The 25,625-nt window shown below is 58.8% G+C and carries 28 protein-coding genes; 26 read left to right on the top strand and 2 right to left on the bottom strand.

The genetic code is table 11. The annotated features are described in order from the left end of the window. The 3 genes from GHO25_RS18655 to GHO25_RS18645 all read left to right on the top strand — a co-directional run. A partial coding sequence (locus tag GHO25_RS18655) for a low molecular weight protein-tyrosine-phosphatase (protein ID WP_153391706.1) occupies positions 1 to 319 on the top strand: 319 nt, incomplete at its 5' end. After that, positions 316 to 1,335 (top strand): UDP-N-acetylmuramate dehydrogenase, encoded by a 1,020-nt coding sequence (murB, locus tag GHO25_RS18650; protein WP_153391704.1) that lies wholly within the window; start codon positions 316 to 318, stop codon positions 1,333 to 1,335. The genes GHO25_RS18655 and murB, both read left to right, overlap by 4 nt. A 79-nt stretch (positions 1,336 to 1,414) precedes the next feature. Further along, positions 1,415 to 2,026, top strand: a complete 612-nt coding sequence (locus tag GHO25_RS18645) for a hypothetical protein (protein ID WP_256677250.1) — start codon at positions 1,415 to 1,417, stop codon at positions 2,024 to 2,026. Positions 2,027 to 2,093: 67 nt separating this feature from the next. On the opposite strand, the gene rne is transcribed toward GHO25_RS18645, so the two are convergent. Beyond that, complete coding sequence (gene rne, locus GHO25_RS18640) at positions 2,094 to 5,294, bottom strand: ribonuclease E (protein ID WP_153391702.1); 3,201 nt, start codon at positions 5,292 to 5,294, stop codon at positions 2,094 to 2,096. Positions 5,295 to 5,667: 373 nt separating this feature from the next. Between rne and GHO25_RS18635 the strand changes: the two genes are divergently transcribed. The 4 genes from GHO25_RS18635 to sppA are packed head-to-tail and all read left to right on the top strand — an operon-like array spanning position 5,668 to position 8,624. Continuing rightward, on the top strand, positions 5,668 to 5,967 hold the full coding sequence (locus tag GHO25_RS18635; protein ID WP_148070699.1) for a hypothetical protein: 300 nt from the start codon (positions 5,668 to 5,670) through the stop codon (positions 5,965 to 5,967). A gap of 38 nt (positions 5,968 to 6,005) precedes the next feature. After that, positions 6,006 to 6,962, top strand: a complete 957-nt coding sequence (gene rluC / locus GHO25_RS18630; protein ID WP_048389055.1) for a 23S rRNA pseudouridine(955/2504/2580) synthase RluC — start codon at positions 6,006 to 6,008, stop codon at positions 6,960 to 6,962. Then, complete coding sequence (locus GHO25_RS18625) at positions 6,952 to 7,614, top strand: HAD-IA family hydrolase (RefSeq protein WP_178110142.1); 663 nt, start codon at positions 6,952 to 6,954, stop codon at positions 7,612 to 7,614. The genes rluC and GHO25_RS18625 overlap by 11 nt, the downstream gene beginning before the upstream one ends. Positions 7,615 to 7,634: 20 nt before the next feature. After that, the gene (gene sppA / locus GHO25_RS18620) at positions 7,635 to 8,624 is read left to right on the top strand and encodes a signal peptide peptidase SppA (protein WP_048373614.1); all 990 of its coding nucleotides are present in this window, start codon (positions 7,635 to 7,637) and stop codon (positions 8,622 to 8,624) included. A gap of 138 nt (positions 8,625 to 8,762) precedes the next feature. On the opposite strand, the gene GHO25_RS18615 is transcribed toward sppA, so the two are convergent. Then, on the bottom strand, positions 8,763 to 9,341 hold the full coding sequence (locus tag GHO25_RS18615; protein ID WP_153391700.1) for a nucleoside triphosphate pyrophosphatase: 579 nt from the start codon (positions 9,339 to 9,341) through the stop codon (positions 8,763 to 8,765). 105 nt (positions 9,342 to 9,446) lie between these two features. Here GHO25_RS18615 and GHO25_RS18610 point away from each other — a divergent pair, with 105 nt between their 5' ends. The 19 genes from GHO25_RS18610 (at position 9,447) to dgoD (ending at position 25,620) form a co-directional block, all read left to right on the top strand. Further along, positions 9,447 to 9,974 carry a YceD family protein gene (locus GHO25_RS18610; protein ID WP_153391698.1) on the top strand — a complete coding sequence of 176 codons (528 nt, stop codon included), beginning with the start codon at positions 9,447 to 9,449 and terminating at the stop codon, positions 9,972 to 9,974. A gap of 13 nt (positions 9,975 to 9,987) precedes the next feature. Next, entirely contained in the window at positions 9,988 to 10,170 is a 183-nt protein-coding gene (gene rpmF, locus GHO25_RS18605) for a 50S ribosomal protein L32 (RefSeq protein WP_008375086.1), read from the top strand. 4 nt (positions 10,171 to 10,174) lie between these two features. Then, complete coding sequence (gene plsX / locus GHO25_RS18600) at positions 10,175 to 11,185, top strand: phosphate acyltransferase PlsX (protein ID WP_153331156.1); 1,011 nt, start codon at positions 10,175 to 10,177, stop codon at positions 11,183 to 11,185. 126 nt (positions 11,186 to 11,311) lie between these two features. Further along, positions 11,312 to 12,256: an ACP S-malonyltransferase gene (gene fabD / locus GHO25_RS18595; RefSeq protein WP_082158103.1), complete on the top strand. Its 945-nt coding sequence runs from the start codon at positions 11,312 to 11,314 to the stop codon at positions 12,254 to 12,256. A 16-nt stretch (positions 12,257 to 12,272) separates the two neighbouring features. Continuing rightward, a complete protein-coding gene (gene fabG / locus GHO25_RS18590) occupies positions 12,273 to 13,016 on the top strand; it encodes a 3-oxoacyl-ACP reductase FabG (RefSeq protein ID WP_048373985.1) in 744 nt (247 codons plus the stop codon). 191 nt (positions 13,017 to 13,207) lie between these two features. Further along, positions 13,208 to 13,444 carry an acyl carrier protein gene (acpP, locus tag GHO25_RS18585; RefSeq protein WP_007987170.1) on the top strand — a complete coding sequence of 79 codons (237 nt, stop codon included), beginning with the start codon at positions 13,208 to 13,210 and terminating at the stop codon, positions 13,442 to 13,444. Positions 13,445 to 13,555: 111 nt separating this feature from the next. Then, positions 13,556 to 14,800 carry a beta-ketoacyl-ACP synthase II gene (gene fabF / locus GHO25_RS18580; protein WP_048373983.1) on the top strand — a complete coding sequence of 415 codons (1,245 nt, stop codon included), beginning with the start codon at positions 13,556 to 13,558 and terminating at the stop codon, positions 14,798 to 14,800. Then, positions 14,800 to 15,618 carry an aminodeoxychorismate lyase gene (gene pabC, locus GHO25_RS18575; protein ID WP_153391696.1) on the top strand — a complete coding sequence of 273 codons (819 nt, stop codon included), beginning with the start codon at positions 14,800 to 14,802 and terminating at the stop codon, positions 15,616 to 15,618. Before fabF ends, pabC begins: the two co-directional genes overlap by 1 nt. A 3-nt stretch (positions 15,619 to 15,621) precedes the next feature. Further along, complete coding sequence (gene mltG, locus GHO25_RS18570) at positions 15,622 to 16,743, top strand: endolytic transglycosylase MltG (protein WP_178110141.1); 1,122 nt, start codon at positions 15,622 to 15,624, stop codon at positions 16,741 to 16,743. A gap of 22 nt (positions 16,744 to 16,765) precedes the next feature. Continuing rightward, a complete protein-coding gene (gene tmk, locus GHO25_RS18565) occupies positions 16,766 to 17,398 on the top strand; it encodes a dTMP kinase (RefSeq protein ID WP_178110140.1) in 633 nt (210 codons plus the stop codon). Then, positions 17,391 to 18,377, top strand: coding sequence for a DNA polymerase III subunit delta' (locus tag GHO25_RS18560; RefSeq protein WP_178110139.1), 987 nt, complete (start codon positions 17,391 to 17,393; stop codon positions 18,375 to 18,377). Before tmk ends, GHO25_RS18560 begins: the two co-directional genes overlap by 8 nt. A gap of 32 nt (positions 18,378 to 18,409) precedes the next feature. Then, positions 18,410 to 19,195 (top strand): TatD family hydrolase, encoded by a 786-nt coding sequence (locus GHO25_RS18555; protein ID WP_153391692.1) that lies wholly within the window; start codon positions 18,410 to 18,412, stop codon positions 19,193 to 19,195. Between the two features lie 413 nt (positions 19,196 to 19,608). Next, complete coding sequence (locus GHO25_RS18550; RefSeq protein ID WP_048368789.1) at positions 19,609 to 20,250, top strand: TetR/AcrR family transcriptional regulator; 642 nt, start codon at positions 19,609 to 19,611, stop codon at positions 20,248 to 20,250. Positions 20,251 to 20,363: 113 nt separating this feature from the next. Next, complete coding sequence (locus GHO25_RS18545) at positions 20,364 to 21,332, top strand: GTP 3',8-cyclase MoaA (protein WP_153391690.1); 969 nt, start codon at positions 20,364 to 20,366, stop codon at positions 21,330 to 21,332. A 77-nt stretch (positions 21,333 to 21,409) separates the two neighbouring features. Then, on the top strand, positions 21,410 to 22,015 hold the full coding sequence (locus GHO25_RS18540) for a DUF4823 domain-containing protein (RefSeq protein ID WP_153372210.1): 606 nt from the start codon (positions 21,410 to 21,412) through the stop codon (positions 22,013 to 22,015). A gap of 15 nt (positions 22,016 to 22,030) precedes the next feature. Continuing rightward, positions 22,031 to 22,597 carry a DUF1285 domain-containing protein gene (locus GHO25_RS18535; RefSeq protein ID WP_153326983.1) on the top strand — a complete coding sequence of 189 codons (567 nt, stop codon included), beginning with the start codon at positions 22,031 to 22,033 and terminating at the stop codon, positions 22,595 to 22,597. 214 nt (positions 22,598 to 22,811) lie between these two features. Further along, on the top strand, positions 22,812 to 23,801 hold the full coding sequence (locus tag GHO25_RS18530; protein WP_153391688.1) for a 2-dehydro-3-deoxygalactonokinase: 990 nt from the start codon (positions 22,812 to 22,814) through the stop codon (positions 23,799 to 23,801). Position 23,802: 1 nt separating this feature from the next. Then, a complete protein-coding gene (locus GHO25_RS18525; RefSeq protein ID WP_153391685.1) occupies positions 23,803 to 24,432 on the top strand; it encodes a 2-dehydro-3-deoxy-6-phosphogalactonate aldolase in 630 nt (209 codons plus the stop codon). A 39-nt stretch (positions 24,433 to 24,471) separates the two neighbouring features. Continuing rightward, entirely contained in the window at positions 24,472 to 25,620 is a 1,149-nt protein-coding gene (gene dgoD / locus GHO25_RS18520; RefSeq protein ID WP_153391683.1) for a galactonate dehydratase, read from the top strand. Positions 25,621 to 25,625: the final 5 nt, after the last annotated feature.

Raw genomic sequence — 25,625 nt, 5'->3', positions numbered from 1 at the left:
GCCGGACGTGCGCAGCCAGCGGGCGGCCAAGCGCCGCGGCTATGACTTGTCGGCGCAACGTGCGCAGCAAGTCAGTGCTGCCGACTTCAATCGCTATGACCTGATTCTGGCGATGGACAAGAGCAATCTGCGCGACCTCAAGGCCTTGCAGCCCGCAGGCGCCAAGGCTGAACTGGATTTGTTCTTGCGTCGTTATGCGGCGGTCAAGGATGAAGTCCCGGACCCTTACTACGATGGCGAACAGGGCTTTGAAGAAGTGCTCGACCTGGTTGAGCGCGCGTGCGATTTGCTGGTGATTGAATTGAAGGGCCGTTTATGAGTTTGCAGTTGCAGGTTGATGCGTCACTGAAGTCATTCAACAGTTTCGGCGTGGAGGCGCGTGCCAGCCTGCTGGCCGAAGCGCATACCGACAGTGATGTGCGTGAAGCCCTGCACTATTCGGCCGAGCAACAACTGCCGTTGCTGGTGATTGGCGGCGGCAGCAATCTGTTGCTCACCGGCGATGTTCACGCCCTGGTGCTGCGCATGGCCAGTCGCGGTATTCGGGTGCTTGCCGACGATGGCCAGCGCACCGTCGTCGAGGCCGAGGCGGGGGAGGTCTGGCACGCTTTTGTGCTGTGGACATTGGAGCAAGGGTTATCCGGCCTGGAAAACCTCAGTTTGATCCCCGGCACCGTGGGCGCCGCACCGATGCAGAACATTGGCGCGTATGGCGTCGAGATCAAGGACGTGTTCGAGGGCCTGACAGCCCTGGACCGCCACACCGGCCAATTGCGTGAGTTCAGCCTGGCCGAGTGCGAGTTTGGCTACCGCGACAGCATCTTCAAGCAGCAGCCGGGCCGCTGGTTGATTTTACGCGTGCGTTTTGCCCTTAACCGCGCTGAGCGTCTGCATCTGGAATACGGCCCGGTGCGCCAGCGTTTAAGCGAGCAGGGCGTTGAGCAGCCCACGGCCAGAGATGTAAGCCGGGCCATCAGCAGCATCCGCAGCGAAAAACTGCCCGACCCTGCGGTGTTGGGCAATGCTGGCAGCTTCTTTAAAAACCCGCTGGTGTCGGCGCAGCAGGCGGACGAGTTGAAACTCGCCCATCCGGGGCTGATCGGTTATCCACAGGCCGATGGCCAGGTCAAACTGGCGGCAGGCTGGTTGATTGAGGCCGCAGGCTGGAAAGGCTTTCGCGAGGCGGATGCCGGTGTGCATCGCTTGCAGTCCCTGGTGCTGGTGAACTATGGCGCGGCCACCGGGTTGCAACTGCTGGCCCTGGCGCAACGGATTCAGGCCGATATCCAGGAGCGTTTTGCGGTGCAACTTGAGATGGAACCCAACGTGTATTAAGGGCGGCAGTCTCGCTGGCTGATTTCACGCCCACGCAGGCTTGGTGTGTATCCCACTGTTTTTCAGGTCTGGACGATTCATGAAGCAACTACTTGCGTGTGCGTTAGCGATAACCCTGGTGACGTTGACCGGCTGCATGACGGCCCCGCCAAGGGACCAAAACAATCTGTGCAACATCTATCGCCAATACCCGGCCTGGTACAAGGATTCGGTGGCGATGCAGACACAATGGGGCACGCCGCCCAACGTGGCCATGGCGATCATGAAGCAGGAAAGCAGCTTTGTGGCCGACGCACTTCCGCCGCGCGCCTACCTGCTGTGGGTAATCCCGTGGGGTAGGGTCAGCCCGTCCTATGGTTATGCACAGGCCCAGCCGCCCGCCTGGAAAGACTTTGAGCGGGCGATGGGGCGCTCTGGTTCGAGGGACAACTATGCCGACGCCATCATGTTTATCGGCTGGTATACCGCAGGCACCCAGCGTCAGTTGGGGATTTCCAAGTGGGATGCCTATAACCAGTACTTGGCGTATCACGAGGGGCGTGGCGGTTTTACCCGTAACACCTACCGTGGCAAACCCTGGTTGATGCAGGTGGCGCGCAAGGTTCAGCAGCAATCGCAAACCTATGGCGCGCAACTTGCCCAGTGTCGTGATGAGTTGGAGAAAGAGCGTCGCTCGTTCTGGTTTTTCTGATTGCACAACAGAATAAAAAAAGCCCCGCCAGTTCAGAACTGGCGGGGCTTTTTAGTGGCCGACGGAATTAGGCGAGGGGTTTAGACTCGTGTTCCTGTTCCGTGGCTGCTGCTTTCGCGGCGGCTGCTTCAGCTTCGCGCTTGCGGCGGCGTACTTCACGCGGGTCGTTAGGTGCACGACCGTTGCTCGGTGCGCTGACAACCGGCGCTGCTACCACCACTTCAACCACTTCAGTGGTTTCGACCACTTCAACCGGAGCCGGTTGTGCCACAACGGCTGTCTCGACGACAGCTGCTTCAGCCACAACCACTTCAGCCACTGGCTCAGCGACTGGCGCTGGAGCGGCCTCGACAATGGCAGGCTCGGCAACTGGCTCGCGGACAACACGGGCTTCCTTGACGTGCTCAGGCGCTTTCTCGACAACTGGTGTCTCGATTACCGGCGCTTCTTCGCGTGGCGCTTCTACTGCCGGGGCTTCGACAACGGCTTCAACCACAGGCTCTGGCGCGGCAATGACCGGTGTTTCGACAACCGGAGCAGGCTCGGCAGCTGCCTTGACTTCAGGTTCAGCCTGCACTGCTGGCACTTCAACTTCTGGTGCCTTGATCGCTTCAACCGGTGCAGTTGCTTCAACAACAGGCGTTTCAACAACCGGCGCTTCAACCGCTGGGGTTGGCACGATGGCCACTTCAGTGGTTTGCGCTTCTACCGCTGCCACGGTTTCGGCGGGTGCCGATTCCTGAACGGCTTGGGTGGCACGTTCAGCTTGCTCGTTGGCCTGGGCTTCAGCAGGAGCGCTGATGGCCTGGGTGTGAGCGGCTTGTTGTTCTGCGACTTGCTCGGCAGCGACTTGAGGTGCGGCAGCAGCGTTTTCGGCGGTGGCTTCTTCGCTGTTTTCTTCCGAGCCTTCAATCACGTTGCCGTTGGCATCGCGTTGACGTTCACGGCGGTTGCTGCGACGACGCTGACCACGGGAGCGACGACGTGGGCGATCACCCTCGTTGTTGTCCTGGTTGTCGTCCTGCGCCTGCTCTTCGTTGGTCGCGACTTCTTCGTCTTCAGCAGCCGGTGCTGGAGCCTGGGTTTCGCGTGGTGCACGTTCTTCACGTGGTGCGCGAGGCTGACGCTCTTCGCGCGGCGCACGGGCCGGACGTTCTTCTTCGGTCGCGACAACGGCAGCAGCTGCAGCCACTGCCGGGGCAGCGTCCAGAGGCTCGCGCAGTTCGCGAACACGCTCTTCACGCTCGCCGCGTGGCTTGCGTTCTTCACGTGGTGGGCGAGGTGCGCGCTCTTCACGTGGCGGACGCGGTGCACGTTCTTCGCGAGCGGTGGTTACGGTTGGGGCTTCTTCACGCGGCTCACGCAGTTCGCGCGGGGCGCGTTCTTCACGAGGTGCGCGTTCTTCGCGCGGAGCACGCTCTTCACGTGGCTTGCGCTCTTCGTCACGGCGACCGTTGCGGTTACGGTTTTGCTGGCGGCCATTGCGACGCTCTTCGTTGCGCGCAGGGCGCTCGGTAGCCGCCGGTTTTTCTACCACGGCAGGCGCAGCAGGCTCTTCCTTGGCAGCGAACAGGTTAACCAGCGACTTCACCAGGCCTTTGAACAGGCTTGGCTCGGCGGCTTTTGCTGCCGGTGCGGCAACCGGTGCGGCTGCTTCGGTCGGTACTGGAGCCGAGGCGCGGGCCGGTGCAGTTTTAACGGCAGCTTCCTGACGAACCAGGGTGCGGGTCGCAGCGGCTGGCTGGACTTCTTCCACTTCGGCAGCAGCGGCAGCAATTTCGTAGCTGGACTGGTTGTTGTTGGCTTCCGGGCTGTCATCACGCAGGCGCTGAACTTCGAAGTGCGGCGTTTCGAGGTGATCGTTCGGCAGGATGATGATGCGTGCGCGGGTGCGCAGTTCGATCTTGGTGATCGAGTTGCGTTTTTCGTTGAGCAGGAACGCTGCAACCGGGATCGGCACCTGGGCGCGAACTTCGGCAGTGCGGTCTTTCAGGGCTTCTTCTTCGATCAGGCGCAGGATCGCCAGCGACAGCGACTCAACATCACGGATGATGCCGGTGCCGTTGCAACGCGGGCAGACGATGCCGCTGCTTTCGCCCAGGGATGGACGCAGGCGCTGACGGGACATTTCCAGCAAGCCAAAGCGCGAGATGCGGCCTACTTGTACGCGGGCGCGGTCGGCTTCCAGGCACTCGCGGACTTTTTCTTCCACGGCGCGCTGGTTTTTGGCTGGGGTCATGTCGATGAAGTCGATGACGATCAGACCGCCGATGTCGCGCAGGCGCAACTGACGGGCGATTTCTTCAGCCGCTTCAAGGTTGGTTTGCAGGGCGGTTTCTTCGATATCGCTGCCTTTGGTGGCGCGCGCCGAGTTGATGTCGATGGACACCAGGGCTTCGGTCGGGTCGATAACGATGGAGCCGCCGGAAGGCAGTTCGACGACGCGCTGGAAAGCGGTCTCGATCTGGCTTTCGATCTGGAAACGATTGAACAGCGGAACGCTGTCTTCGTAGAGTTTGATTTTGCTGGCGTACTGCGGCATCACCTGGCGAATGAAGGTCAGGGCTTCGTCCTGGGCTTCAACGCTGTCGATCAGCACTTCGCCGATGTCCTGGCGCAGGTAGTCGCGGATGGCGCGGATGATGACGTTGCTTTCCTGGTAGATCAGGAACGGCGCGGAGCGATCCAGCGAAGCTTCTTTGATGGCGGTCCACAGTTGCAGCAGGTAATCGAGGTCCCACTGCATTTCTTCACTGCTGCGGCCCAGGCCTGCAGTGCGCACGATCAAGCCCATGTCAGCAGGGGCGATCAGGCCGTTCAGGGCCTCGCGCAGTTCGTTGCGCTCTTCGCCTTCGATGCGACGGGAAATACCGCCAGCACGCGGGTTGTTCGGCATCAGGACCAGGTAACGGCCAGCGAGGCTGATGAACGTGGTCAGGGCTGCGCCCTTGTTGCCACGTTCTTCTTTTTCGACTTGCACGATAACTTCCTGGCCTTCGCTCAGGACGTCCTTGATGTTTACGCGGCCTTCAGGGGCTTTCTTGAAGTACTCGCGGGAGATTTCTTTAAGGGGCAGGAAGCCGTGGCGCTCAGAGCCGAAATCGACAAAGGCAGCCTCAAGGCTGGGTTCGATGCGAGTAATACGGCCTTTATAAATGTTGGCTTTCTTTTGCTCGCGGGCACCGGACTCAATGTCCAGGTCGTAGAGGCGTTGGCCATCTACCAGTGCAACGCGCAACTCTTCGGGTTGAGTTGCGTTAATCAGCATTCTTTTCATGTTGTACCGTCGGTTTCCGGGCTACCGGAAACGGCGTTCGGCACACACGACTTCTCATGGTCGGTGTCAGGTGCGTCAGGAGTAGTTGGCCACTCCAGTGTCCAGCGAGGTTCGACCAATGGGGGCGAAGTCGCGACTTACGCTTCCTGCTTGCTGTGGTGACTTAATAAGCACTCAGTCAGGAGGAGGAATCAACCAGCGGCTGTGGACGAGATGAAGCGTCTTGATAAAGCCTATTGCTACACAGTCCGGCGGTTGTGCATCTCCACCCTACACGTATCCTTGATAATTCGGGTGCTGCCGCGCGCAGAATCCGCAGCGGGTTGGCATTTACCGTGTTCTCCAAAAGGGGAGTTCACGCATCATGGCTAATAAAGGCGATGGTTTCCGAAACAATCGCTCGAAAAACCCGAAGCTGACTGCACTTTGTGAACTGGCCGTGAATATCGGCGTAAAAGGCGAGTTTGCACTCTGCTTTCCAGGCTCGCTTCAGGCCTCATGTCACCTGCGCTTGTTACAACTCCAAGTGTTCCGTATGCAGCAAAAGCCCCGTAGGACGGCCTTCCGTCCTCGTGAAGAGCGTTGGTCAGGGTCGGTTATTCACCGTTATACCGCTGTCCAGGCCGCTTTTGGCGGCGTTCGCGACTATAGCAGTAATGATTAAGTGCTTCAATTCCATAAAAAATTGTTATCATCCGCGCCATGACGACGACTACCCCCCCGACCCCCAGCGTTCAGCTGCTTGAGGTCACGCCGGAATATGCCGGCCAACGCATCGATAATTTCCTCCTCGCACGGCTCAAGGGTGTTCCCAAGACCTTGATTTACCGCATTTTGCGTAAAGGCGAAGTGCGCGTGAACAAGGGCCGGATCAAGCCTGAGTACAAGCTGCAGGCGGGCGATATTGTGCGCGTGCCACCCGTTCGGGTGCCTGAGCGCGATGAGCCAGTGCCTGTGGCGCAAGGTTTGTTGCAGCGCCTTGAAGCGGCCATTGTCTACGAAGACAAGGCGCTGATTGTGCTCAATAAACCCGCCGGTATCGCGGTGCACGGCGGCAGCGGCTTGAATTTTGGCGTGATTGAAGCCTTTCGTCAGTTGCGTCCGGAAATCAAAGAGCTTGAGCTTGTGCATCGCCTGGACCGTGATACTTCCGGCCTGCTGATGATTGCGAAAAAGCGCAGCATGTTGCGCCATTTGCACGAAGCCTTGCGCGGCGACGGTATCGACAAGCGCTATATGGCGCTGGTGCGTGGGCGCTGGGAAACCTCGATCAAGCAGGTGCGTGCGCCGCTGATGAAGAGCAATCTGCGTTCGGGCGAGCGCATGGTCGAGGTGAACGAGGAGGGCAAGGAATCTGTGACCGTGTTCAAGGTGCTGCGCCGTTTCGGCGACTTTGCCACCATGGTCGAGGCCAAGCCGATTACCGGGCGTACCCACCAGATTCGCGTGCACACGCTGCATGCGGGCCATTGCATTGCCGGTGACACCAAGTACGGCGATGAAGACTTCTCCAAAGAAATTCGTGATCTGGGCGGCAAGCGTTTGTTCTTGCATGCCTACATGCTGACCGTGCCGCTACCGGACGGTGGCGAATTGAAGTTACAGGCTCCGGTTGATGACATGTGGGCCAAAACAGTGGAGCGTCTGAGTGCTGAGTGAGTACAAGCTGCTGATCTTCGATTGGGATGGCACGCTGGCTGATTCCGTGGGGCGGATTGTCACGGCGATGCGAGTCGCCGCGCAGCGCACAGGTCGTCCTGAGCGCGATGAAATGTCCATTCGCGGGATTATCGGCTTGGGTTTGCCCGAGGCCATCCTGACGCTTTATCCGGACATGGCTGAGCCAGAAATGGTTGTTTTTCGTCAGCATTACGCTGACGTCTATATCGCCATGGATGAGCAGCCTTCACCGTTGTTTGCAGGGGTGGCTGACACCCTTGAGGCGTTCCGGGCTGACGGCTACCGTTTGGCCGTTGCGACGGGCAAGGCCCGTCGCGGTCTTGATCGTGTGCTGAAGGTGCATGGTTGGGAGCGCTTTTTCGACGTCACCCGGGCGGCAGACGAAACCGCCAGCAAGCCGAACCCTTTGATGCTTAACCAGATCCTCGCCCATTGCGATGTGCCGCCGAGCCAGGCGTTGATGGTCGGGGATGCGTCCTTTGATCTGCTGATGGCGCGCAATGCCGGTATCGACTCGGTTGCGGTGAGCTATGGTGCTCAACCAGTGGAGCGTTTGCTGACGTTTGAACCGCGCCTGGCAATTGATAAGTTTCCCGAATTGCGTACCTGGCTGGGTCGGCAGGTTAAATAAAGTCTTTGCAGGGGTAGAGCATGGTTGATCAATGGAAGGCGCCTGCTGAAGGCGAGCCGACAGTCGGTGATGATAAAAGCTGGAAGCTGCTGGAAAAGACTTTGTTGGCGGGTGTGCAGGAGCAGCGTCGCGCGCGCCGCTGGGGCATCTTTTTCAAGTCGCTGACTTTCTTGTATCTGATTGCGATGCTGTTTTTGTTTACGCCGCTGATGGACATGGAGCGCAGTGCAACCAAGGGCGCCGGTTATACCGCGCTGATTGATGTGCAGGGCGTGATTGCAGATAAAGAAGCTGCCAGCGCCGATAACCTGATCACCAGCTTGCGCGCTGCATTTGATGATCCCAAGGTCAAAGGTGTGGTGTTGCGCATTAACAGCCCTGGCGGCAGCCCGGTGCAATCGGGTTATGTGTACGACGAGATACGTCGTTTGCGTGGCCTGCACCCGGACACCAAGGTGTATGCGGTGATCTCTGATCTGGGTGCTTCGGGTGCGTATTACATTGCCAGTGCGGCCGATGAGATCTATGCCGACAAGGCGAGCCTGGTGGGTTCGATCGGTGTGACGGCGGCAGGTTTTGGCTTTGTCGGGGCGATGGAAAAGCTGGGGGTTCAGCGTCGTGCCTACACCTCGGGTGAGCACAAGGCTTTTCTTGACCCGTTCGAGCCTGAAAAGCCGGATGAAACCAAGTTTTGGCAGGGTGTGCTGAACGTGACTCACGAGCAGTTCATTGCCAGCGTCAAGCAAGGGCGTGGCGATCGCCTGAAAGACAAGGATCACCCGGAGTTGTTCTCTGGTCTGGTCTGGACCGGGCAGCAAGCCTTGCCGCTGGGGCTGATCGACGGCCTGGGCAGTGCCAGTTCGGTGGCGCGTGATGTGATCGGTGAAAAAGAGCTGGTCGACTTCACTGTGCAAGAATCGGCACTTGATCGCTTCTCGAAAAAGCTGGGTGCCGGCGTGGCTGAGAAACTGGCCATGTGGATGGGCTTTCAAGGCCCGACACTGCGCTGATCGTTAAGCACCAAAAAACCGGCCTGAATGGCCTGTTTTTTTATGGCTGAAAACCAGTCCGTAGGAGCGAGCTTGTCTCGCGATCTTTTGATCTTTTAAAAGATCGCGAGGCAAGCTCGCTCCTACAGTTTCAGTTGATCAAGGTATGGCAACGCCTTGCGCCAGCAGCATGTCGACCAGGCGTATCAATGGCAGGCCGACCAGGCTGGTGGCGTCATCGCCTTCGGTGCGCTGGAACAGGCTCACGCCCAGGCCTTCTGCTTTAAAGCTGCCGGCGCAGTCGTAGGGTTCTTCGGCGTGCAGGTAGCGTTCTATCTGTTCGGTGCTCAGGTGGCGCATGTGCACGGTAAACGGTACGCAGTCGGTCTGGTAATGCCCGGTCTGGCTGTTGAGCAGGGTCAGGCCGGTCAGAAAGCTCACGCTGGCGCCGCTGGCATTCAGCAATTGCTGGCGGGCCTTGTCGAAGGTGTGGGGTTTGCCGATGATCTGACCATTGAGTACCGCTACTTGATCGGAGCCGATAATCAGGTGTGCCGGGTGGCTGGCGGCAAGGGCCTGGACCTTTTCCAGGGATAGGCGCTGGACCAGCTGCAGGGCGGACTCACCGGGGCGATGGCTCTCGTCGATGTCGGGTGAGCTGCAGGTGAAGGGCAGGCGCAGGCGCGACAGTAAATCGCGACGATAAACCGAGCTTGAAGCGAGTAATAGAGGTAACATGCGCGACTCCTGTAGGCGGCCAGGAATTCTAACGAGAGTATCGGTTGTCGCACAGGCACAATTTCCTTTGACACGTGAGGGGCTCGTCCCTAGAATGCTGCGCCTATGTTGAATGACCCGATTCCATCTCACGTTGACCCGCGCAAATTAGCTGATCGCGGCACTACCCTTGAAGGTGTAGTGGCGCTGGCTGATTTGGAGAGACTCTGCGACCCTCTCGCCGATAATGTCGGTGTGGTCCAGGCTAAATTTGTTTTTGAGCGCGACGAGCGAAGATCTGTGGTAATCCACAGCTCCATCGATGTCGAGGTCAAAATGGTTTGCCAGCGTTGTCTTGAGCTGGTCACCCTGCCGATCCACAGCGAATGCAGTTATGCCGTGGTGAAAGAGGGTGCGAATACCCAGTCGTTACCGAAAGGTTATGACGTGCTGGAACTGGGCGAAGATCCTTTGGATCTGCATGCATTGATAGAAGAAGAGCTTCTGCTCGCCTTGCCTATCGTGCCTGCTCATCATCCGGAAGAATGCCAGCAGCCGGCGGGTCTCGACGAGCCCGAACCAGCCGAGGACGAGGTAACGCGGTCCAACCCGTTCAGTGTATTGGCGCAGTTAAAGCGTGACCCAAACGTTTAGGAGTTAATCAATTATGGCTGTTCAGCAGAACAAAAAATCCCGCTCTGCCCGTGACATGCGTCGTTCGCACGATGCTCTTTCGGCTAGCACTCTGTCTGTAGAAAAAACCACTGGTGAAGTTCACCTGCGTCACCACGTATCGCCAGAAGGCGTATACCGTGGTCGTAAAGTGATCGACAAGGGCGCTGACGAGTAATCACTTGTCCGTTCAGGTCATCGCGATCGACGCAATGGGCGGGGACTTCGGTCCCCGCAGCATTGTTCAGGCTTGCATTGCTTGCCTGTCTGCTACGCCCTCGCTGCATCTGACCCTCGTTGGTCAACCCTCCCTGCTTGAAGAATTGATCACTAGCCATTCGGCTGTGGATCGCTCGCGCCTGACCATTACCCCAGCCTCTGAAGTGATCTCCATGAGTGAGCGGCCTTCGCACGCGTTGCGCAGCAAGCCGGATTCCTCGATGCGGGTTGCTCTGGAGTTGTTGCGTGATGGCAAGGTCCAGGCGTGTGTGAGTTCCGGCAACACCGGCGCGCTGATGGCGTTGTCCCGGCATGTGCTCAAGACCTTGCCTGGCATTGATCGCCCGGCGATGGTTGCGGCAGTTCCTACCCAGACCGGCTATTGCCAGGTACTGGATCTGGGGGCCAATGTCGATTGCACAGCTGAGCAGTTGTTTCAGTTTGCGCTGATGGGTTCGGTGGCGGCGCAGGCGTTGGGCATTGCCCGGCCCCGCGTTGCCTTGCTCAATATTGGCACTGAAGACGTCAAGGGCAATCAGCAGGTCAAGGAGGCAGCGGCTTTGTTGCAGGCGGCCTCGGGATTGCACTACATCGGTTATGTAGAGGGCGATGGGGTGTACCGCGGCGAAGCGGATGTGGTGGTGTGTGATGGATTTGTCGGCAATATATTGCTCAAGTCCAGCGAAGGCCTGGCGACGATGATTTCGAGTCGGCTTGAAGCGGTGTTCAAGCGCACATTGTTCAGTCGCTGTGTGGGGGCGTTGGCATTGCCGTTAATGCGCCGCCTGCAAGCAGATCTGGCGCCCGCCCGGCACAACGGGGCGAGCTTTTTGGGGTTGCAGGGCATTGTGATCAAGAGTCACGGTTCGGCAGGTGCTCAGGGCTTTCAAAGTGCGATAGAGCGCGCATTGATTGAAATCCATGAAGACCTGCCAAAGCGTTTGCATGGACGTCTTGAAGGGTTGTTACCGTAGGCGTTTTGTTGGGCGAGTGCTTAAATGTGACCGCTCAGTCGAAACAGCCATCCAACTGTCAGTTTCTTGCGTCTGCCACTGCGCGACGTCAATTCACCGACGACAAGATCATTAGGGGCTTGTTACATGTCTACATCCCTCGCATTCGTCTTTCCAGGGCAGGGTTCGCAGTCCCTCGGCATGTTGGCCGAGCTGGGCGCGGCACATCCGCTGGTCCTGGAAACATTTAAAGAAGCGTCTGACGCTCTAGGGTACGACCTGTGGGCGTTGACCCAGAACGGTCCTGCCGAACAGCTCAACCAAACTGACATTACTCAGCCAGCAATCCTGACCGCCTCTATCGCCTTGTGGCGTCTGTGGCTGGCTGAAGGTGGCAAGCGTCCTGACTTTGTTGCAGGCCATAGCCTGGGCGAGTACAGCGCACTGGTTGCGGCGGGCTGCTTGAGCCTCGCGGACGCCGTGAAGCTGGTTGAGCGCCGTGGTCGCCTGATGCAGGAAGCCGTACCGGCCGGTCAGGGCGCCATGGCGGCGATTCTGGGGCTGGACGACGCTGTGGTTATTAATGCGTGCGCTGAAGCGGCGCAGGGCGAAGTGGTCAGCGCGGTGAATTTCAACTCGCCGGGCCAGGTGGTTATCGCCGGTGCCAAAGCGGCTGTTGAGCGTGCCATGGAACTGTGCAAAGCCGCTGGCGCCAAGCGCGCCTTGCCGTTGCCGGTGAGCGTGCCTTCGCACTGCGAGCTGATGCGACCTGCGGCTGAGCGTTTTGCCGAGTCTATCGAAGCGATCGACTGGCAAGCGCCGCAAATCAAGCTGGTACAAAATGTCAGCGCGGCGATCGCCCCGGATCTGGCCACCCTTAAACGCGATTTGCTAGAGCAACTGTACAAGCCAGTACGTTGGGTCGAGTCGGTTCAGACGCTGGCGGCCAACGGCCCGGTTGATTTGGTTGAATGCGGACCGGGCAAAGTCCTGGTGGGCATCAGCAAGCGTTGCGCTGATGGCGTGACGACGCACAATTTGAACACCCCGGATGCCTTCGCTGCCGCTCGTGCAGCGCTGGTCCGAATCTGAATTAGGAGAAGCCTGCATGAGCTTGCAAGGTAAAGTTGCACTGGTAACGGGCGCTAGCCGTGGCATTGGTCAGGCTATCGCGTTGGAGTTGGGTCGTCAGGGCGCCGTGGTCATCGGCACTGCGACTTCGGCTTCCGGTGCCGAGCGTATTGCTGCCACCCTGAAAGAAAACGGTGTTCAAGGCACTGGCATGGAACTCAACGTCACCAGCGACGAATCCGTTGCTGCAGTGTTGGCGAGCATTCAGGAGCAATTCGGGGCGCCGGCCATTTTGGTCAATAATGCCGGCATCACCCGCGATAACCTGATGATGCGCATGAAAGATGACGAGTGGCATGATGTTGTCGATACCAACCTGAACAGTCTGTTCCGCCTGTCCAAGGGCGTTTTGCGCGGCATGACCAAGGCCCGTTGGGGACGAATTATCAGTATTGGTTCGGTTGTGGGTGCCATGGGCAACGCAGGCCAAGTAAACTATGCCGCCGCCAAGGCAGGCCTGGAAGGTTTTAGCCGTGCATTGGCACGTGAAGTGGGCTCGCGCTCGATCACTGTCAACTCGGTAGCACCAGGGTTCATCGACACCGATATGACCCGTGAACTGCCAGAAGCACAGCGCGAAGCCTTGCTGACGCAGATTCCGCTGGGCCGTTTGGGCCAGGCTCAAGAGATCGCAAATGTGGTCGCTTTCCTAGCTTCTGACGGTGCAGCCTACGTGACTGGAGCTACAATTCCGGTCAACGGCGGGATGTACATGAGTTAAATGTGACGGATTGCTTCAAAAAAATGTCATACGAGCTGTCTAAAATCCGTTATAAAGCTGCAATCTATTTATAGGTAGCCGGTGAATGATGGGTAAGTACAAAGCTTTCAGTTGAAAAACTGAAAAGCCTTTCGATACACTTGCCCACTGGCCAGCTGCCTGAATTTGTCCATTAGGAGTGAAAACAAGGTATGAGCACCATCGAAGAACGCGTCAAGAAAATCGTTGCCGAGCAACTGGGCGTTAAAGAAGAAGAAGTGGTTAACACTGCTTCCTTCGTTGAAGACCTGGGCGCCGACTCCCTTGACACCGTTGAGCTTGTGATGGCTCTGGAAGAGGAATTCGAGACTGAGATTCCTGACGAAGAAGCTGAAAAGATCACTACTGTACAAGCCGCTATCGATTACGTTACTGCCCACCAGGCGTAATAGTTTGTAATCGCTGCGCGCTGTCATGGAAAAACCGCACTGCCGCTCTGGCGTGCGGTTTTTTCTTTAGGTGTGATGCAAAGTGTCGTCAATAGAATAAAGGAGAGTGCTGTGTCGCGTAGACGCGTCGTAGTCACCGGTATGGGGATGTTGTCGCCACTGGGTGCAGATGTACCAAGCACCTGGCAAGGCATTCTGGCAGGCCGAAGTGGCATTGGTCTGATCGAACACACGGATCTTTCTGCCTATTCCACCCGTTTTGGCGGCTCGGTACAGGGCTTTAACGTTGAGGATTACCTCTCCGTCAAAGAGGCCCGCAAACTTGACCTGTTTATTCAGTACGGTTTGGCAGCTGGCTTTCAGGCGGTGCGTAACGCCGGGCTTGAAGTCACCGATGCCAATCGCGAACGTATTGGTGTGGCGATGGGGTCGGGTATTGGCGGTTTGACCAATATCGAAGAAACCAGCCGTACCTTGCATGATCAAGGCCCGCGACGGATTTCTCCGTTTTTTGTGCCGGGTTCGATCATCAATATGATTTCCGGTTTTCTGTCTATCCACTTGGGTACACAGGGACCTAACTACGCTGTGTCGACGGCGTGTACCACAGGTACACACTGCATTGGCATGGCTGCGCGCAACATTGCCTACGGCGAAGCTGACGTGATGATTGCCGGTGGAGCCGAAATGGCCGCCTGCGGTCTGGGCATGGGCGGCTTTGGTGCTTCCCGTGCGCTGTCGACCCGTAACGACGACCCGACGCGGGCGAGCCGTCCGTGGGACAAAGGCCGTGATGGCTTTGTACTGTCTGACGGTGCCGGTGCGCTGGTCCTTGAAGAGCTGGAGCACGCCAAGGCGCGTGGCGCGACCATTTATGCCGAACTGATTGGTTTTGGCATGAGCGGCGATGCGTTCCACATGACCTCGCCACCGGCTGACGGTGCGGGCGCTGCGCGTTGCATCACCAATGCCTTGCGCGATGCCAATGTGAACGTTGACCAGGTGCAGTACATCAACGCCCACGGCACATCGACGCCTGCTGGCGACCTGGCAGAAGTGTCGGCCATCAAGTCGGTGTTTGGCGACCACGCCTACAAGCTGGCGGTGAGCTCGACCAAGTCGATGACCGGTCACTTGCTGGGTGCAGCAGGCGCAGTTGAGGCGATCTTCAGCGTACTGGCGATCAACAGCCAGGTGGCGCCGCCGACCATCAACCTCGACGAGCCTGATGAAGGCTGCGACCTGGACTTTGTGGCGCACACCGCGCGCGAAATGCCGATCGACGTCGTGTTGTCCAACTCCTTCGGTTTTGGTGGCACCAACGGCTCGCTGGTGTTCCGCCGGTACGCCGACTGATGCAAAGCTGGGTCGACGGTCAGCCGGCGAGCGCTCTGGCGTCGCTGAAAGACCGTGGGCTGGCCTACGGCGATGGTCTGTTTGAGACCATCGCCGTCAAGGCTGGCCAGCCGTTGCTGCTGGACCTGCACTTGCAGCGTCTGGCGCACGGCTGTTCCCGTTTGGCGATGGCTGCGGATCACACTTTGATCCGCAGCGAATTGCTGGCCTATGCGCAAGCGATGGGCGAGGGCGTCCTCAAACTCATCCTGACCCGCGGCGACAGCCTGCGCGGTTACAGCTTCACTGCCGAGGCTCAACCTCGACGAATTCTGCAAGCCAGCCCTGCCGCTGCCTACCCTGAAGCCTATGGGGCACACGGGGTTCAGCTGTTTGACTGCGCCACCCGTTTAGCTCAGCAGCCGCTGTTGGCGGGGCTCAAACACCTCAATCGCCTCGAACAGGTGATTGCGCGCTCCGAATGGCAAGACCCGGCCTACGCCGAGGGGTTGATGCGCGATACGTCGGGGCGAGTGATTGAAGGGGTGTTCAGCAACCTGTTTTTAGTCCGCGACGGCGGCCTGATCACCGCCGACCTGCAGCGTTGCGGTGTGGCCGGGGTGATGCGCGCCGCTTTGCTGACGCACGCCGGACAACTGGGCATCCCGTGCCAAATCACTGACATCAGCCTGGCCCAGTTGCGGCAGGCCGATGAAGTCTTCCTCTGCAACAGCGTGTATGGCATTTGGCCCGTGCGCGCGTTTGCAGACCTGAGCTGGCCGGTGGGGCCGCTCACCCGTAAACTGCAAGGCATTGCTCGCACCTTACTGGATGTTTGATACGTGAAACGCAAATTCTTGGTGCTGCTGGAGATGGGTCTGGTGCTGGCGGGCTTGCTGCTGGGCGCAAGCGCCTGGAAGCTCGACTCGGCGCTGGAACAGCCACTGAACCTGACGCAAGAGCAACTGCTTGACGTACCGGCGGGCGCTACCCCGACCGGCACCTTTAACCGGCTTGAAGCGGACAAAACGCTGCAGGATGCCTTCTGGCTGCGTTTGTACTGGCGATTCAATATGGCGGGCCAGCCTTTGCACAGCGGCGAGTACCGAATGACGCCGGGCATGACTGCGCAAGACCTGATTGGTCTGTGGCAGCGGGGCGAAGTGGTGCAATACAGTCTGACTCTGGTCGAAGGCTGGAACTTCCGCCAAGTACGCAGCGCACTGGCCAAGCATGAAAAAATTGAGCAGACCCTCGACGGCCTGAGCGACAGCGAGGTCATGGCCAAGCTCGGGCATCCGGGAGAATTTCCCGAAGGCCGGTTCTTCCCGGACACCTATCGCTTTGTGCGTGGCATGACGGACGCTCAGTTGCTCGAAAAAGCCTACGACCGCCTCGAAAAAGTCTTGGCACAGGAGTGGGAAAAACGCGACGCCGACTTGCCCTATGACGATCCTTACAAAGCGTTGATCATGGCCTCGCTGATTGAAAAAGAAACCGGTGTGCCGCAAGAGCGCGGGCAAATTGCCGGGGTCTTTGTGCGCCGAATGAAAATCGGCATGCCGCTGCAAACCGACCCGACCGTGATCTACGGCCTGGGTGAGCGTTACAACGGCAAACTGACCCGCGCCCATTTGCGCGAGCCGACGCCGTATAACACCTACACGATTCCCGGCATGCCGCCGACACCGATTGCCATGGTCGGCCGCGAAGCGATTAATGCCGCTTTGCATCCGGTGGCGGGCAGCAGCCTGTACTTTGTGGCCAAGGGCGATGGCAGCCATACGTTTTCTGACACGCTGGATGCGCACAACAATGCAGTGCGCGAATATCAGATCAAACGCCGTGCTGATTACCGTTCGAGCCCTGCACCCGTGCCGGCGCCTGCGGCGGAACCGGCCGCTGATCCGGCGTCTGCCGTCGAACCGGCCCCCGCTGAGCAACCAGCGCCAAGCCCGCAATGACATTGATTAAGGAAAGCTGCCTGTGACTGGCCTGTTTATTACCCTGGAAGGCCCCGAAGGCGCGGGCAAGAGCACCAACCGCGAATACCTGGCGGAGCGCCTGCGCGAAGCGGGTATCGACGTGGTTTTAACCCGCGAACCCGGCGGCACGCCGCTGGCTGAAAAGATTCGCGAGTTGCTGCTGGCGCCCAGCGATGAAGCCATGTGTGCCGACACTGAGCTGCTGCTGGTGTTTGCCGCCCGTGCCCAGCATTTGGCCGAAGTGATTCGCCCGGCACTGGCGCGGGGCGCCGTGGTGCTGTGTGATCGCTTTACCGATGCCACTTACGCGTATCAGGGCGGCGGCCGTGGTTTGTCACAGGAGCGCATTGCGACCCTGGAAGCCTTCGTTCAAGGCACTTTGCGCCCAGACCTGACCCTGGTCTTTGACCTGCCGATTGAGGTGGGCATGGCCCGCGCCAGCGCCCGTGGTCGGCTGGATCGCTTCGAACAGGAAGGCCGTACCTTTTTTGATGCGGTGCGCAGCACCTACCTTGCCCGTGCGCAGGCCGCGCCCGAGCGCTACCGGCTGATCGATGCCGCACAATCACTGGAAAGTGTGCAGGGGCAACTAGATCGCTTATTGCCGCACCTGCTGGATGTGTGCCGTGGCTGAGGCTTATCCATGGCAGGACAGCCTGTGGCAGCAGTTGGCGGGGCGTGAACAGCATGCCCACGCGTATTTGCTGCACGGACCTGCGGGCATCGGCAAGCGGGCGCTGGCTGAACGCCTCATGGCGCGCCTGCTGTGCCAATCGCCTGCCGGGCTTGATGCGTGCGGCCAGTGCAAATCCTGCTTGTTGCTGGCGGCTGGCAGCCACCCGGACAACTATATCCTTGAACCAGAAGAAGCCGACAAGCCAATCAAGGTCGACCAGGTGCGTGATCTGGTCAGCTTTGTGGTGCAAACCGCGCAACTGGGCGGGCGCAAGGTGGTACTGGTTGAGCCGGTCGAGGCCATGAACATCAATGCGGCCAACGCGTTGCTCAAAAGCCTTGAAGAGCCGTCCGGCAATACGGTTTTGTTGTTGGTCAGCCACCAGTCGAGCCGTCTGTTGCCGACCATTCGCAGCCGCTGCGTGCAGCAAGCCTGCCCATTGCCCAGCGCCGCCATGAGCGAGCAATGGCTGGCCAGCGCCTTGCCTGAATGCAGCAGCGATGAGCGGGCGCAGTTGTTGACGTTGGCCGCGGGCTCACCGTTGGCGGCAGTCAAGTTACAGGCCCAAGGCGTGCGTGAGCAACGGGCTGCGGTCGTGGACGGGGTCAAAAAGCTGCTCAAGCGTGAAGCCTCGGCCACCCAATTGGCTGAAGGCTGGAATGCCATTCCTTTGCTGTTGTTGTTTGACTGGTTTTGCGATTGGTCGAGCCTGATCTTGCGTTACCAGTTGACCGAGGACGAAACCGGCCTGGGGCTGGAAGACATGCGCAAAGTGCTGCAATACCTGGCGCAGAAAACCCCGCAGGACAAAGTCTTGACTATTCAGGACTGGATCCTTGCCCAGCGCCAAAAAGTATTGGGCAAGGCCAACCTCAACCGTGTGTTGTTGCTGGAAGCCTTACTGGTGCAATGGGCAAGCCTGCCCGGCCAGCGCTGATTTGATTGATTTGATGAGCAGGTAATTTTTGTATGTTGGTTGACTCCCATTGCCACCTCGATCGTCTTGACCTGAACGCTCACGACGGTTCGCTCGATGCCGCCCTTGAGGCTGCGCGTCAGCGGGGCGTCGGGCATTTTCTGTGCATTGGCGTGAGCGCCGACAACGCGGCAGACGTCAAAGCCCTGACCGAGCGTTATGCCGATGTGGATTGCTCGGTGGGCGTGCACCCGCTGGACGTGCAGCCGGGGGCGGCGCCTGCCTTGGACTGGCTGCTGGGCGAATTGAACCACCCGCAGGTGGTGGCGATTGGTGAAACCGGTCTGGACTACCACTACGAACCTGAAGCGGCCGAGCTGCAACAGTTGTCGTTCCGGGTTCATCTGGAAGCCGCGCAACAGACCGGCAAGCCGGTGGTGATCCACACCCGCGGCGCCCGTGCAGACACCTTGGCCATGCTGCGCGAGGCGGCATTGCCCCAGGCGGGTGTGCTGCACTGCTTCACTGAAGACTGGGACATGGCCAAGGCGGCGTTGGACATGGGTTATTACATCTCGTTGTCGGGGATTGTGACCTTTCGCAACGCCGATGCGTTACGCGATGTTGCCAGCAAGGTGCCAGCGGATCGCTTGCTGGTCGAAACCGATTCGCCTTACCTGGCGCCGATCCCCCATCGCGGCAAGCCGAATCTGCCGCAATACGTGCGTGAAGTAGCTGAGTTTCTGGCCATGTTGCGCGGTGAGTCCTACGAGCGCTTCGCTGAGCAGACCACCGAAAACTTCAAGCGCCTGTTCCCGCTGGCCCGCGTAAACGCTTAACCCTGCCGATGCCCCTGTAGGAGCGAGCTTGCCTCGCGATCTTTTGGAAAATCAAAAGATCGCGAGGCAAGCTCGCTCCTACAAATAAATGCAAAAAAAACCCGGACTCTGGGGAATCCGGGTTAAGACCATTAGGAGTAAAACAGAGGTGCACATCCAGTGCCGCCTCAAATGTCGGCGTGGCATTTGGGGGGATGTAACGCCGACAAGGTAAGTATTGGTCAGCTTTGTCGAACGTCCAGTCACGCATTGGTCGTTTTTTAAACAGATTTGGAATACTCGCAATTCGTTTGAGTACGCTTCTGTGGCTCTGTGTTCAGCTGTAAACATCCAGCGGTAGGATGGTCCGTGCAATTTAGCGTGACTAATGCATAATACTCCGCTTCTATTTTGACCCCTACAGACCTTTTCTTATGCACAAAGAACCCCGTAAGGTCCGTGAGTTTCGTCGCCGCGAGCAAGAAATTCTCGATACCGCGCTCAAGCTGTTCCTCGAACAAGGTGAAGACAGCGTCACCGTCGAGATGATTGCTGATGCCGTGGGTATTGGCAAAGGCACGATCTACAAGCACTTCAAGTCCAAGGCCGAGATCTATCTGCGGCTGATGCTCGACTACGAACGTGACTTGAACACGTTGCTGCACTCCGCAGATGTGGATAAAGACAAAGAGGCGCTGTCACGTGCCTACTTTGAATTCCGCATGCGCGATCCTCAGCGCTATCGGCTGTTTGATCGCCTGGAAGAAAAGGTCGTCAAAGGCAACCAGGTGCCTGAGCTGGTTGAAGAACTGCACAAAATCCGCGCGTCCAACTTTGAACACCTGACCCTGCTGATCAAAGGCCGGATCAGCGAAGGCAAGCTCGAAGATGTCCCGCCTTACTTCCACTATTGCGCCGCCTGGGCGTTGGTGCACGGCGCTGTGGCGCTGTATCACTCGCCGTTCTGGAGCAATGTGCTGGAAGATCAGGAAGGCTTTTTCCAGTTCTTGATGGACATCGGCGTGCGCATGGGCAACAAGCGCAAGCGTGACACGGACACGCCTGCGGTCGAGTAATTTCCTGACGTGGCCGAATGCCGTGAGGTCTATACTCGGGCTTGGGTCGTAGCAGAACATGACACGTGAGTCCTGTTCTGCTGCGGCCCTTATTCCCCGCGCCGGAGCCCTCCATGATTGTTGACCGCCAAGGCAGACGCTTTCGCAATTTGCGTATCAGTCTGACCTCTGCCTGTAACTACGCCTGCACTTACTGTGTGCCGAACGGCAAGCGGCTGGTCGCGGCGCAGGACGAGCTGTCGGCCGAAGCCATGGTGCGTGGGGTCGCTTACCTGATTGAAGCGGCCGGGATTGAACGCTTGCGCATCACCGGCGGCGAGCCGTTGGTCAGTCCCAAGCTTGAAACCTTTATGCGTGAAGTCGGCCAGTTGGGTTTGAGTGATATCAGCCTGACCACAAACGGCCAGTTGCTTGCGCGTAAATTGCCGCTGCTGCTCGACGCGGGCATTCGTCGGCTTAACGTTTCCCTGGATACCCTCGATCCTGCGGCGTTCCGCCGAATTGCCCGTGGCGGCGATTTGCCGACGGTGCTCGACGGGATGCGGCAAGCCCGTGCCGCCGGCATGAACATCAAGGTCAATATGGTGCCGCTGCGCGGGCAAAACCTTGATCAAGTCATGCCCTTGCTGGACTACTGCCTTGAGCAGGGATACGAGCTGCGTTTTATCGAACTCATGCGTATGGGGCACTTGGCCAGTGACGGCAACGGGTTTTTGCAGCAGTTCGTCAGCCTGCAACAATTGCTCACGTTGATCGGCGAACGTTACGAATACCTGCAAGCCGACGCGCCCATGGATGCCACGGCAGTGCGCTATCACATCCCGAGTCACGGCTATTTTGGCGTCATCGCCAACGAAAGCGTGCCGTTCTGTCGAACCTGCTCGCGTTTACGCCTGTCGTCGACGGGCTGGCTACATGGCTGTTTGTCGTCGAGCAATCGTCACTATGTCGGTGACCTGCTCAACAAGCCGCGTCACGAAGCCTTGCCAGCGCTGCAAGGGCTGCTGATGAAAGCGTTGGGAGACAAACAAGACATTGCGTTTTCGGGTGGCGCCACGGTAATGAAGATTATCGGCGGCTGAAGTCACTCAAACTGGCGCGCAAACTGCATTACGCGACTATTCGCCGGTTTTCTGTCGCCGGCCATCGGGAGAATAGAATGCGTAGTCTGGTTGGAGGGCTGGCTGTTTTGGCGCTGAGCGGCTGTATGACGGTCAGTGACATGGGCGAGGGCGTGCGTTATCAGATGAGCGACGCCGGGTTGCTCGATCACAGTAATACGCGCCGCAGCAACTCGCTGCGCATTCAGCCAGACTCCTTTATCTACATCGCCCAAGGGGCATTCGCGCCTGTGGGCGACCCGTACGTGCGGCCCAACGTGGTGGCCGAAGAAGCCTTTAACGGCTTTGTTGAATACTTCCCCATGGTGCGCCGGGCCAAGGCACCGCAAGGGCTGGACGCCGCCATGGCTGAAGCCCGCGGCTTTGGTGCGCACTACCTGCTGTACACCCGTTTCGCCCGGGCGGACGACCGTATTGGCAACAGCGACGAATGGCTCGATCAGGAAGAAATCAGCCGCCTGGGCGTCGACAGCGGCGTGATCCAGGTCATGTTGATTGAAACCAGCACTCAGTACCTGATCGACACTGCGACCATCCGCAGCCGTGGCGGCTTGCTGACGTTCCACGACAACAAGCCCGAAGACCTGATCGGCCCGCCGCTGGCTAAGTACGCGCGCAGCTTGATAGGCTTGAGCGATCAATAAGTCGAGGAGAGCAGCATGAGTGAGCCGGTAGACGTCAGTAACCTGTTGGCGCAAATCCCCAAGGCCGACAAGGGGCTGCCTCCGGTTCATCTGTGGGACACGGCTTTTTGTGGCGATATCGACATGCGCATCGCCCGTGATGGCACTTGGTACTACATGGGCACGCCGATTGGGCGCAAGCCAATGGTCAAACTGTTCTCGACCATTATTCGCCGTGATGGCGATGACTACTTTTTAATCACGCCCGTGGAAAAAGTGGGCATCACCGTCGATGATGCGCCGTTTGTCGCGGTTACCCTGGAAGTGGAAGGGCAGGGCGAGCAGCAAGTGCTGCGCTTTACCACCAACGTGGATGAACTGATCACGGCAGACAAAGAACACCCGTTGCGCATCGAGATCGACCCCGAGACGCAAGAGCCCGCGCCTTACCTGCTGGTGCGGCGTAACCTGGAAGCGTTGATCCATCGCAACGTGTTCTACCAACTGGTCGAGTTGGCCGTGTCACGCACGCTCGACGGCCAGAACTGGCTGGGTGTGTGGAGCAGCGGCGAATTCTTCGTCATCGGCCCGGAGCCGGACTAAACCCCCAATCCCCCCCTGTAGGAGCGAGCTCGCGTCGCGATCTTTTGATCGTTAAAAGATCGCGAGACAAGCTCGCTCCTAAAAAAGTTATGCTTGCTAAAAAATCCCACTATGTGGGAGTGATATTTATATATTGAGATTTAAGTCGGCTCAGGTTTATAGTCGCTCGCACTGATTCACAGCATTCACTGCCAAAAACAAAACAGGTGAAGCGATGCAGGCGCAATTGATCGCGCTCGATTGGGGGACAACGTCCCTTCGTGCGTATTTACTCGGCCCCGCAGGGCATGTGCAGAACATGCGCTCGCTGGCGTGCGGGATCATGCAATTACCGACCACTGCCCGGCACATTGCTGGCCAGCCTTGCATTGACGGTTTTGAACTGGCATTCGACGCGGCCTGCGGGGACTGGCTGGACGCCAACCCCAGTATCCCGGTGATTGCCTGTGGCATGGTCGGCAGCGCCCAAGGCTGGCGCGAAGCGCCTTATCGCACGACCCCGGCCAGCCTCAAGGCGCTGAGTACTGCCTTGCAAACCGTGCGCAGCGTACGTGGGGTGGATGTGCATATCGTGCCGGGGGTCATTCAGCACTCAACTTTGCCCAACGTGATGCGTGGTGAAGAAACCCAAGTGCTGGGCGTGATGCACAGCCAGCCGAACCTCAACGACTGCCTGATCGGCTTGCCCGGCAGCCATTCCAAATGGGTGCAGGTGCAGGACGGCTGCCTCGTGCATTTCGATACCTTCATGACCGGCGAGCTGTATGCCGCCGCGTGTGAACACACCATTCTGGGTCGCACCCAGCAACAGTCCGGGCAATTTGACGGCGCCGCGTTCGAACGCGGTGTGCAGGTGGCGCTGTCGCCAGACGGTCAGCTCGGACCGCTGTCGACCTTATTCAGTGCCCGTACGCTCGGGCTCACCGGGCAACTGACGCCCACGCAGCAACCCGATTACGTTTCTGGCCTGCTGATCGGCCACGAAGTGTCTGCCTTGAGCCGCGTAGTGCGCCAACGTCGGGGCGACAAGCCTCTGCCCGCGATCATTCTGATTGGCAATGCCCAGCTCTGTCAGCGCTACCAGCGAGCACTGCGCGCGTGCGGCTTCGCTGATGTGAGCCTGGCAGAGCAAGCTACCGAACAGGGTTTATGGCACCTGGCCAAAGCCGCCGGGTTACTCCACCACACGCAAACGGAGGGCTGAGATGCTCAAGCAAGCACTGGCAAAGAACGGACTGATCGCGATTCTTCGGGGTTTGCGCCCGCAAGAGGCGCAGGCCATTGGCAAGGTGTTGTACGACGCGGGCTTTCGAACCCTCGAAGTACCGCTCAATTCCCCACAGCCTTACTACAGCATCCGCATTTTACGCGACTCACTGCCCGCCGACTGCCTGGTCGGTGCGGGCACCGTGTTAACCACTGAGCAAGTGCAGCAGGTCAAAGCGGCGGGCGGGCAGGTGATTGTGATGCCCCATAGCGATGCCAATGTGTTGCGGGCAGCCAAAGCGGCCGGTTTGTACCTGTCACCGGGCGTCGCCACACCTACCGAAGCGTTTGCCGCGCTGGCCGAAGGGGCGCACGTGTTGAAAATGTTCCCGGCAGAGCAGATGGGTCCGGCCGTGGTCAAGGCCTGGCTGGCCGTGCTCCCGGCTGGAACGTTATTAATCCCGGTGGGTGGGATTACCCCGGACAACATGCAGGTATATCTGGATTCCGGAGTGTCCGGTTTTGGGTTGGGTTCGGGGCTGTTCAAGCCCGGCATGAGCCCGCAAGACGTGTCAGTTCGCGCCAAGGCTTATGTGCACGCCTGGAACACGTGGCGTCAGGCTGACTGATTGGCGCTCGCGCCTCCATCGAACAAGAGAGATAAAACAATGAAAATTACCAAACTCACGACCTATCTTGTCCCGCCGCGCTGGTTGTTCCTGAAGATTGAAACCGATCAAGGCGTGACCGGTTGGGGTGAGCCGGTGGTTGAAGGCCGAGCCCACACCGTGGCTGCTGCCGTGGATGAATTGTCGGATTATTTGATCGGCAAAGACCCGCGCAACATCGAAGACATCTGGACCGTGCTCTACCGTGGCGGCTTTTACCGTGGCGGCGCAGTACACATGAGCGCGCTGGCAGGTATTGATCAGGCATTGTGGGACATCAAAGGCAAGGCGCTGGGCGTTTCGGTCAGTGATTTGCTGGGTGGTCAGGTGCGCGACAAGATCCGCGTGTACTCCTGGATTGGCGGCGATCGCCCGGCCGACACCGCCAAAGCTGCCAAAGAGGCCGTCAGCCGTGGTTTTACTGCGGTCAAAATGAATGGCACCGAAGAGCTGCAGTTTGTCGACAGCTTTGAAAAAGTCGACCTGGCGCTGGCCAACGTGGCGGCCGTGCGCGATGCAGTCGGGCCGAACGTGGGTATCGGCGTGGACTTTCATGGCCGGGTGCACAAGCCGATGGCCAAGGTGTTGATGAAGGAGCTTGACCCCTACAAACTGATGTTCATTGAAGAGCCGGTGCTCAGCGAAAACTATGAGGCGCTCAAAGAGCTGGCGCCCTTGACTAGCACCCCGATTGCCCTCGGTGAGCGGTTGTTTTCGCGTTGGGACTTCAAGCGCGTGCTCAGCGAAGGGTATGTCGACATCATCCAGCCGGATGCATCACATGCAGGCGGCATCACTGAAACTCGCAAAATCGCCAACATGGCCGAAGCCTACGACGTGGCGCTGGCCTTGCACTGCCCGTTGGGGCCAATAGCACTGGCTGCGTGCCTGCAACTGGACGCAGTTTGCTACAACGCCTTCATCCAGGAGCAAAGCCTGGGCATTCACTACAACGAAAGCAACGACCTGTTGGATTACGTCAAGGATCCGGCTGTATTCGATTACGACAAAGGCTACGTGAAAATCCCCAACGGGCCGGGCTTGGGCATCGAGATCAACGAAGAGTACGTGCGTGAGCGCGCGATAGTCGGCCACCGCTGGCGCAACCCGATCTGGCGCCACGCCGACGGCAGCTTCGCTGAATGGTGAGACCG

Origin of the sequence: Pseudomonas sp. FSL R10-1350, from assembly GCF_009600525.1 — a bacterium.
Taxonomy (GTDB): Bacteria; Pseudomonadota; Gammaproteobacteria; order Pseudomonadales; family Pseudomonadaceae; genus Aquipseudomonas; species Aquipseudomonas helleri.
This window is presented reverse-complemented; position numbering and strand designations above follow the sequence as displayed.

Bases quoted from the DNA above. Each gene is read 5' to 3' on its own strand.
- murB (WP_153391704.1), top strand. From the start codon at position 316: ATGAGTTTGCAGTTGCAGGTTGATGCGTCACTGAAGTCATTCAACAGT.
- GHO25_RS18645 (WP_256677250.1), top strand. From the start codon at position 1,415: ATGAAGCAACTACTTGCGTGTGCGTTAGCGATAACCCTGGTGACGTTG.
- rne (WP_153391702.1), bottom strand. From the start codon at position 5,294: ATGCTGATTAACGCAACTCAACCCGAAGAGTTGCGCGTTGCACTGGTA.
- GHO25_RS18635 (WP_148070699.1), top strand. From the start codon at position 5,668: ATGGCTAATAAAGGCGATGGTTTCCGAAACAATCGCTCGAAAAACCCG.
- rluC (WP_048389055.1), top strand. From the start codon at position 6,006: ATGACGACGACTACCCCCCCGACCCCCAGCGTTCAGCTGCTTGAGGTC.
- sppA (WP_048373614.1), top strand. From the start codon at position 7,635: ATGGTTGATCAATGGAAGGCGCCTGCTGAAGGCGAGCCGACAGTCGGT.
- GHO25_RS18615 (WP_153391700.1), bottom strand. From the start codon at position 9,341: ATGTTACCTCTATTACTCGCTTCAAGCTCGGTTTATCGTCGCGATTTA.
- GHO25_RS18610 (WP_153391698.1), top strand. From the start codon at position 9,447: ATGTTGAATGACCCGATTCCATCTCACGTTGACCCGCGCAAATTAGCT.
- rpmF (WP_008375086.1), top strand. From the start codon at position 9,988: ATGGCTGTTCAGCAGAACAAAAAATCCCGCTCTGCCCGTGACATGCGT.
- fabD (WP_082158103.1), top strand. From the start codon at position 11,312: ATGTCTACATCCCTCGCATTCGTCTTTCCAGGGCAGGGTTCGCAGTCC.
- fabG (WP_048373985.1), top strand. From the start codon at position 12,273: ATGAGCTTGCAAGGTAAAGTTGCACTGGTAACGGGCGCTAGCCGTGGC.
- acpP (WP_007987170.1), top strand. From the start codon at position 13,208: ATGAGCACCATCGAAGAACGCGTCAAGAAAATCGTTGCCGAGCAACTG.
- pabC (WP_153391696.1), top strand. From the start codon at position 14,800: ATGCAAAGCTGGGTCGACGGTCAGCCGGCGAGCGCTCTGGCGTCGCTG.
- GHO25_RS18555 (WP_153391692.1), top strand. From the start codon at position 18,410: ATGTTGGTTGACTCCCATTGCCACCTCGATCGTCTTGACCTGAACGCT.
- GHO25_RS18550 (WP_048368789.1), top strand. From the start codon at position 19,609: ATGCACAAAGAACCCCGTAAGGTCCGTGAGTTTCGTCGCCGCGAGCAA.
- GHO25_RS18545 (WP_153391690.1), top strand. From the start codon at position 20,364: ATGATTGTTGACCGCCAAGGCAGACGCTTTCGCAATTTGCGTATCAGT.
- GHO25_RS18540 (WP_153372210.1), top strand. From the start codon at position 21,410: ATGCGTAGTCTGGTTGGAGGGCTGGCTGTTTTGGCGCTGAGCGGCTGT.
- GHO25_RS18535 (WP_153326983.1), top strand. From the start codon at position 22,031: ATGAGTGAGCCGGTAGACGTCAGTAACCTGTTGGCGCAAATCCCCAAG.
- GHO25_RS18530 (WP_153391688.1), top strand. From the start codon at position 22,812: ATGCAGGCGCAATTGATCGCGCTCGATTGGGGGACAACGTCCCTTCGT.
- GHO25_RS18525 (WP_153391685.1), top strand. From the start codon at position 23,803: ATGCTCAAGCAAGCACTGGCAAAGAACGGACTGATCGCGATTCTTCGG.
- dgoD (WP_153391683.1), top strand. From the start codon at position 24,472: ATGAAAATTACCAAACTCACGACCTATCTTGTCCCGCCGCGCTGGTTG.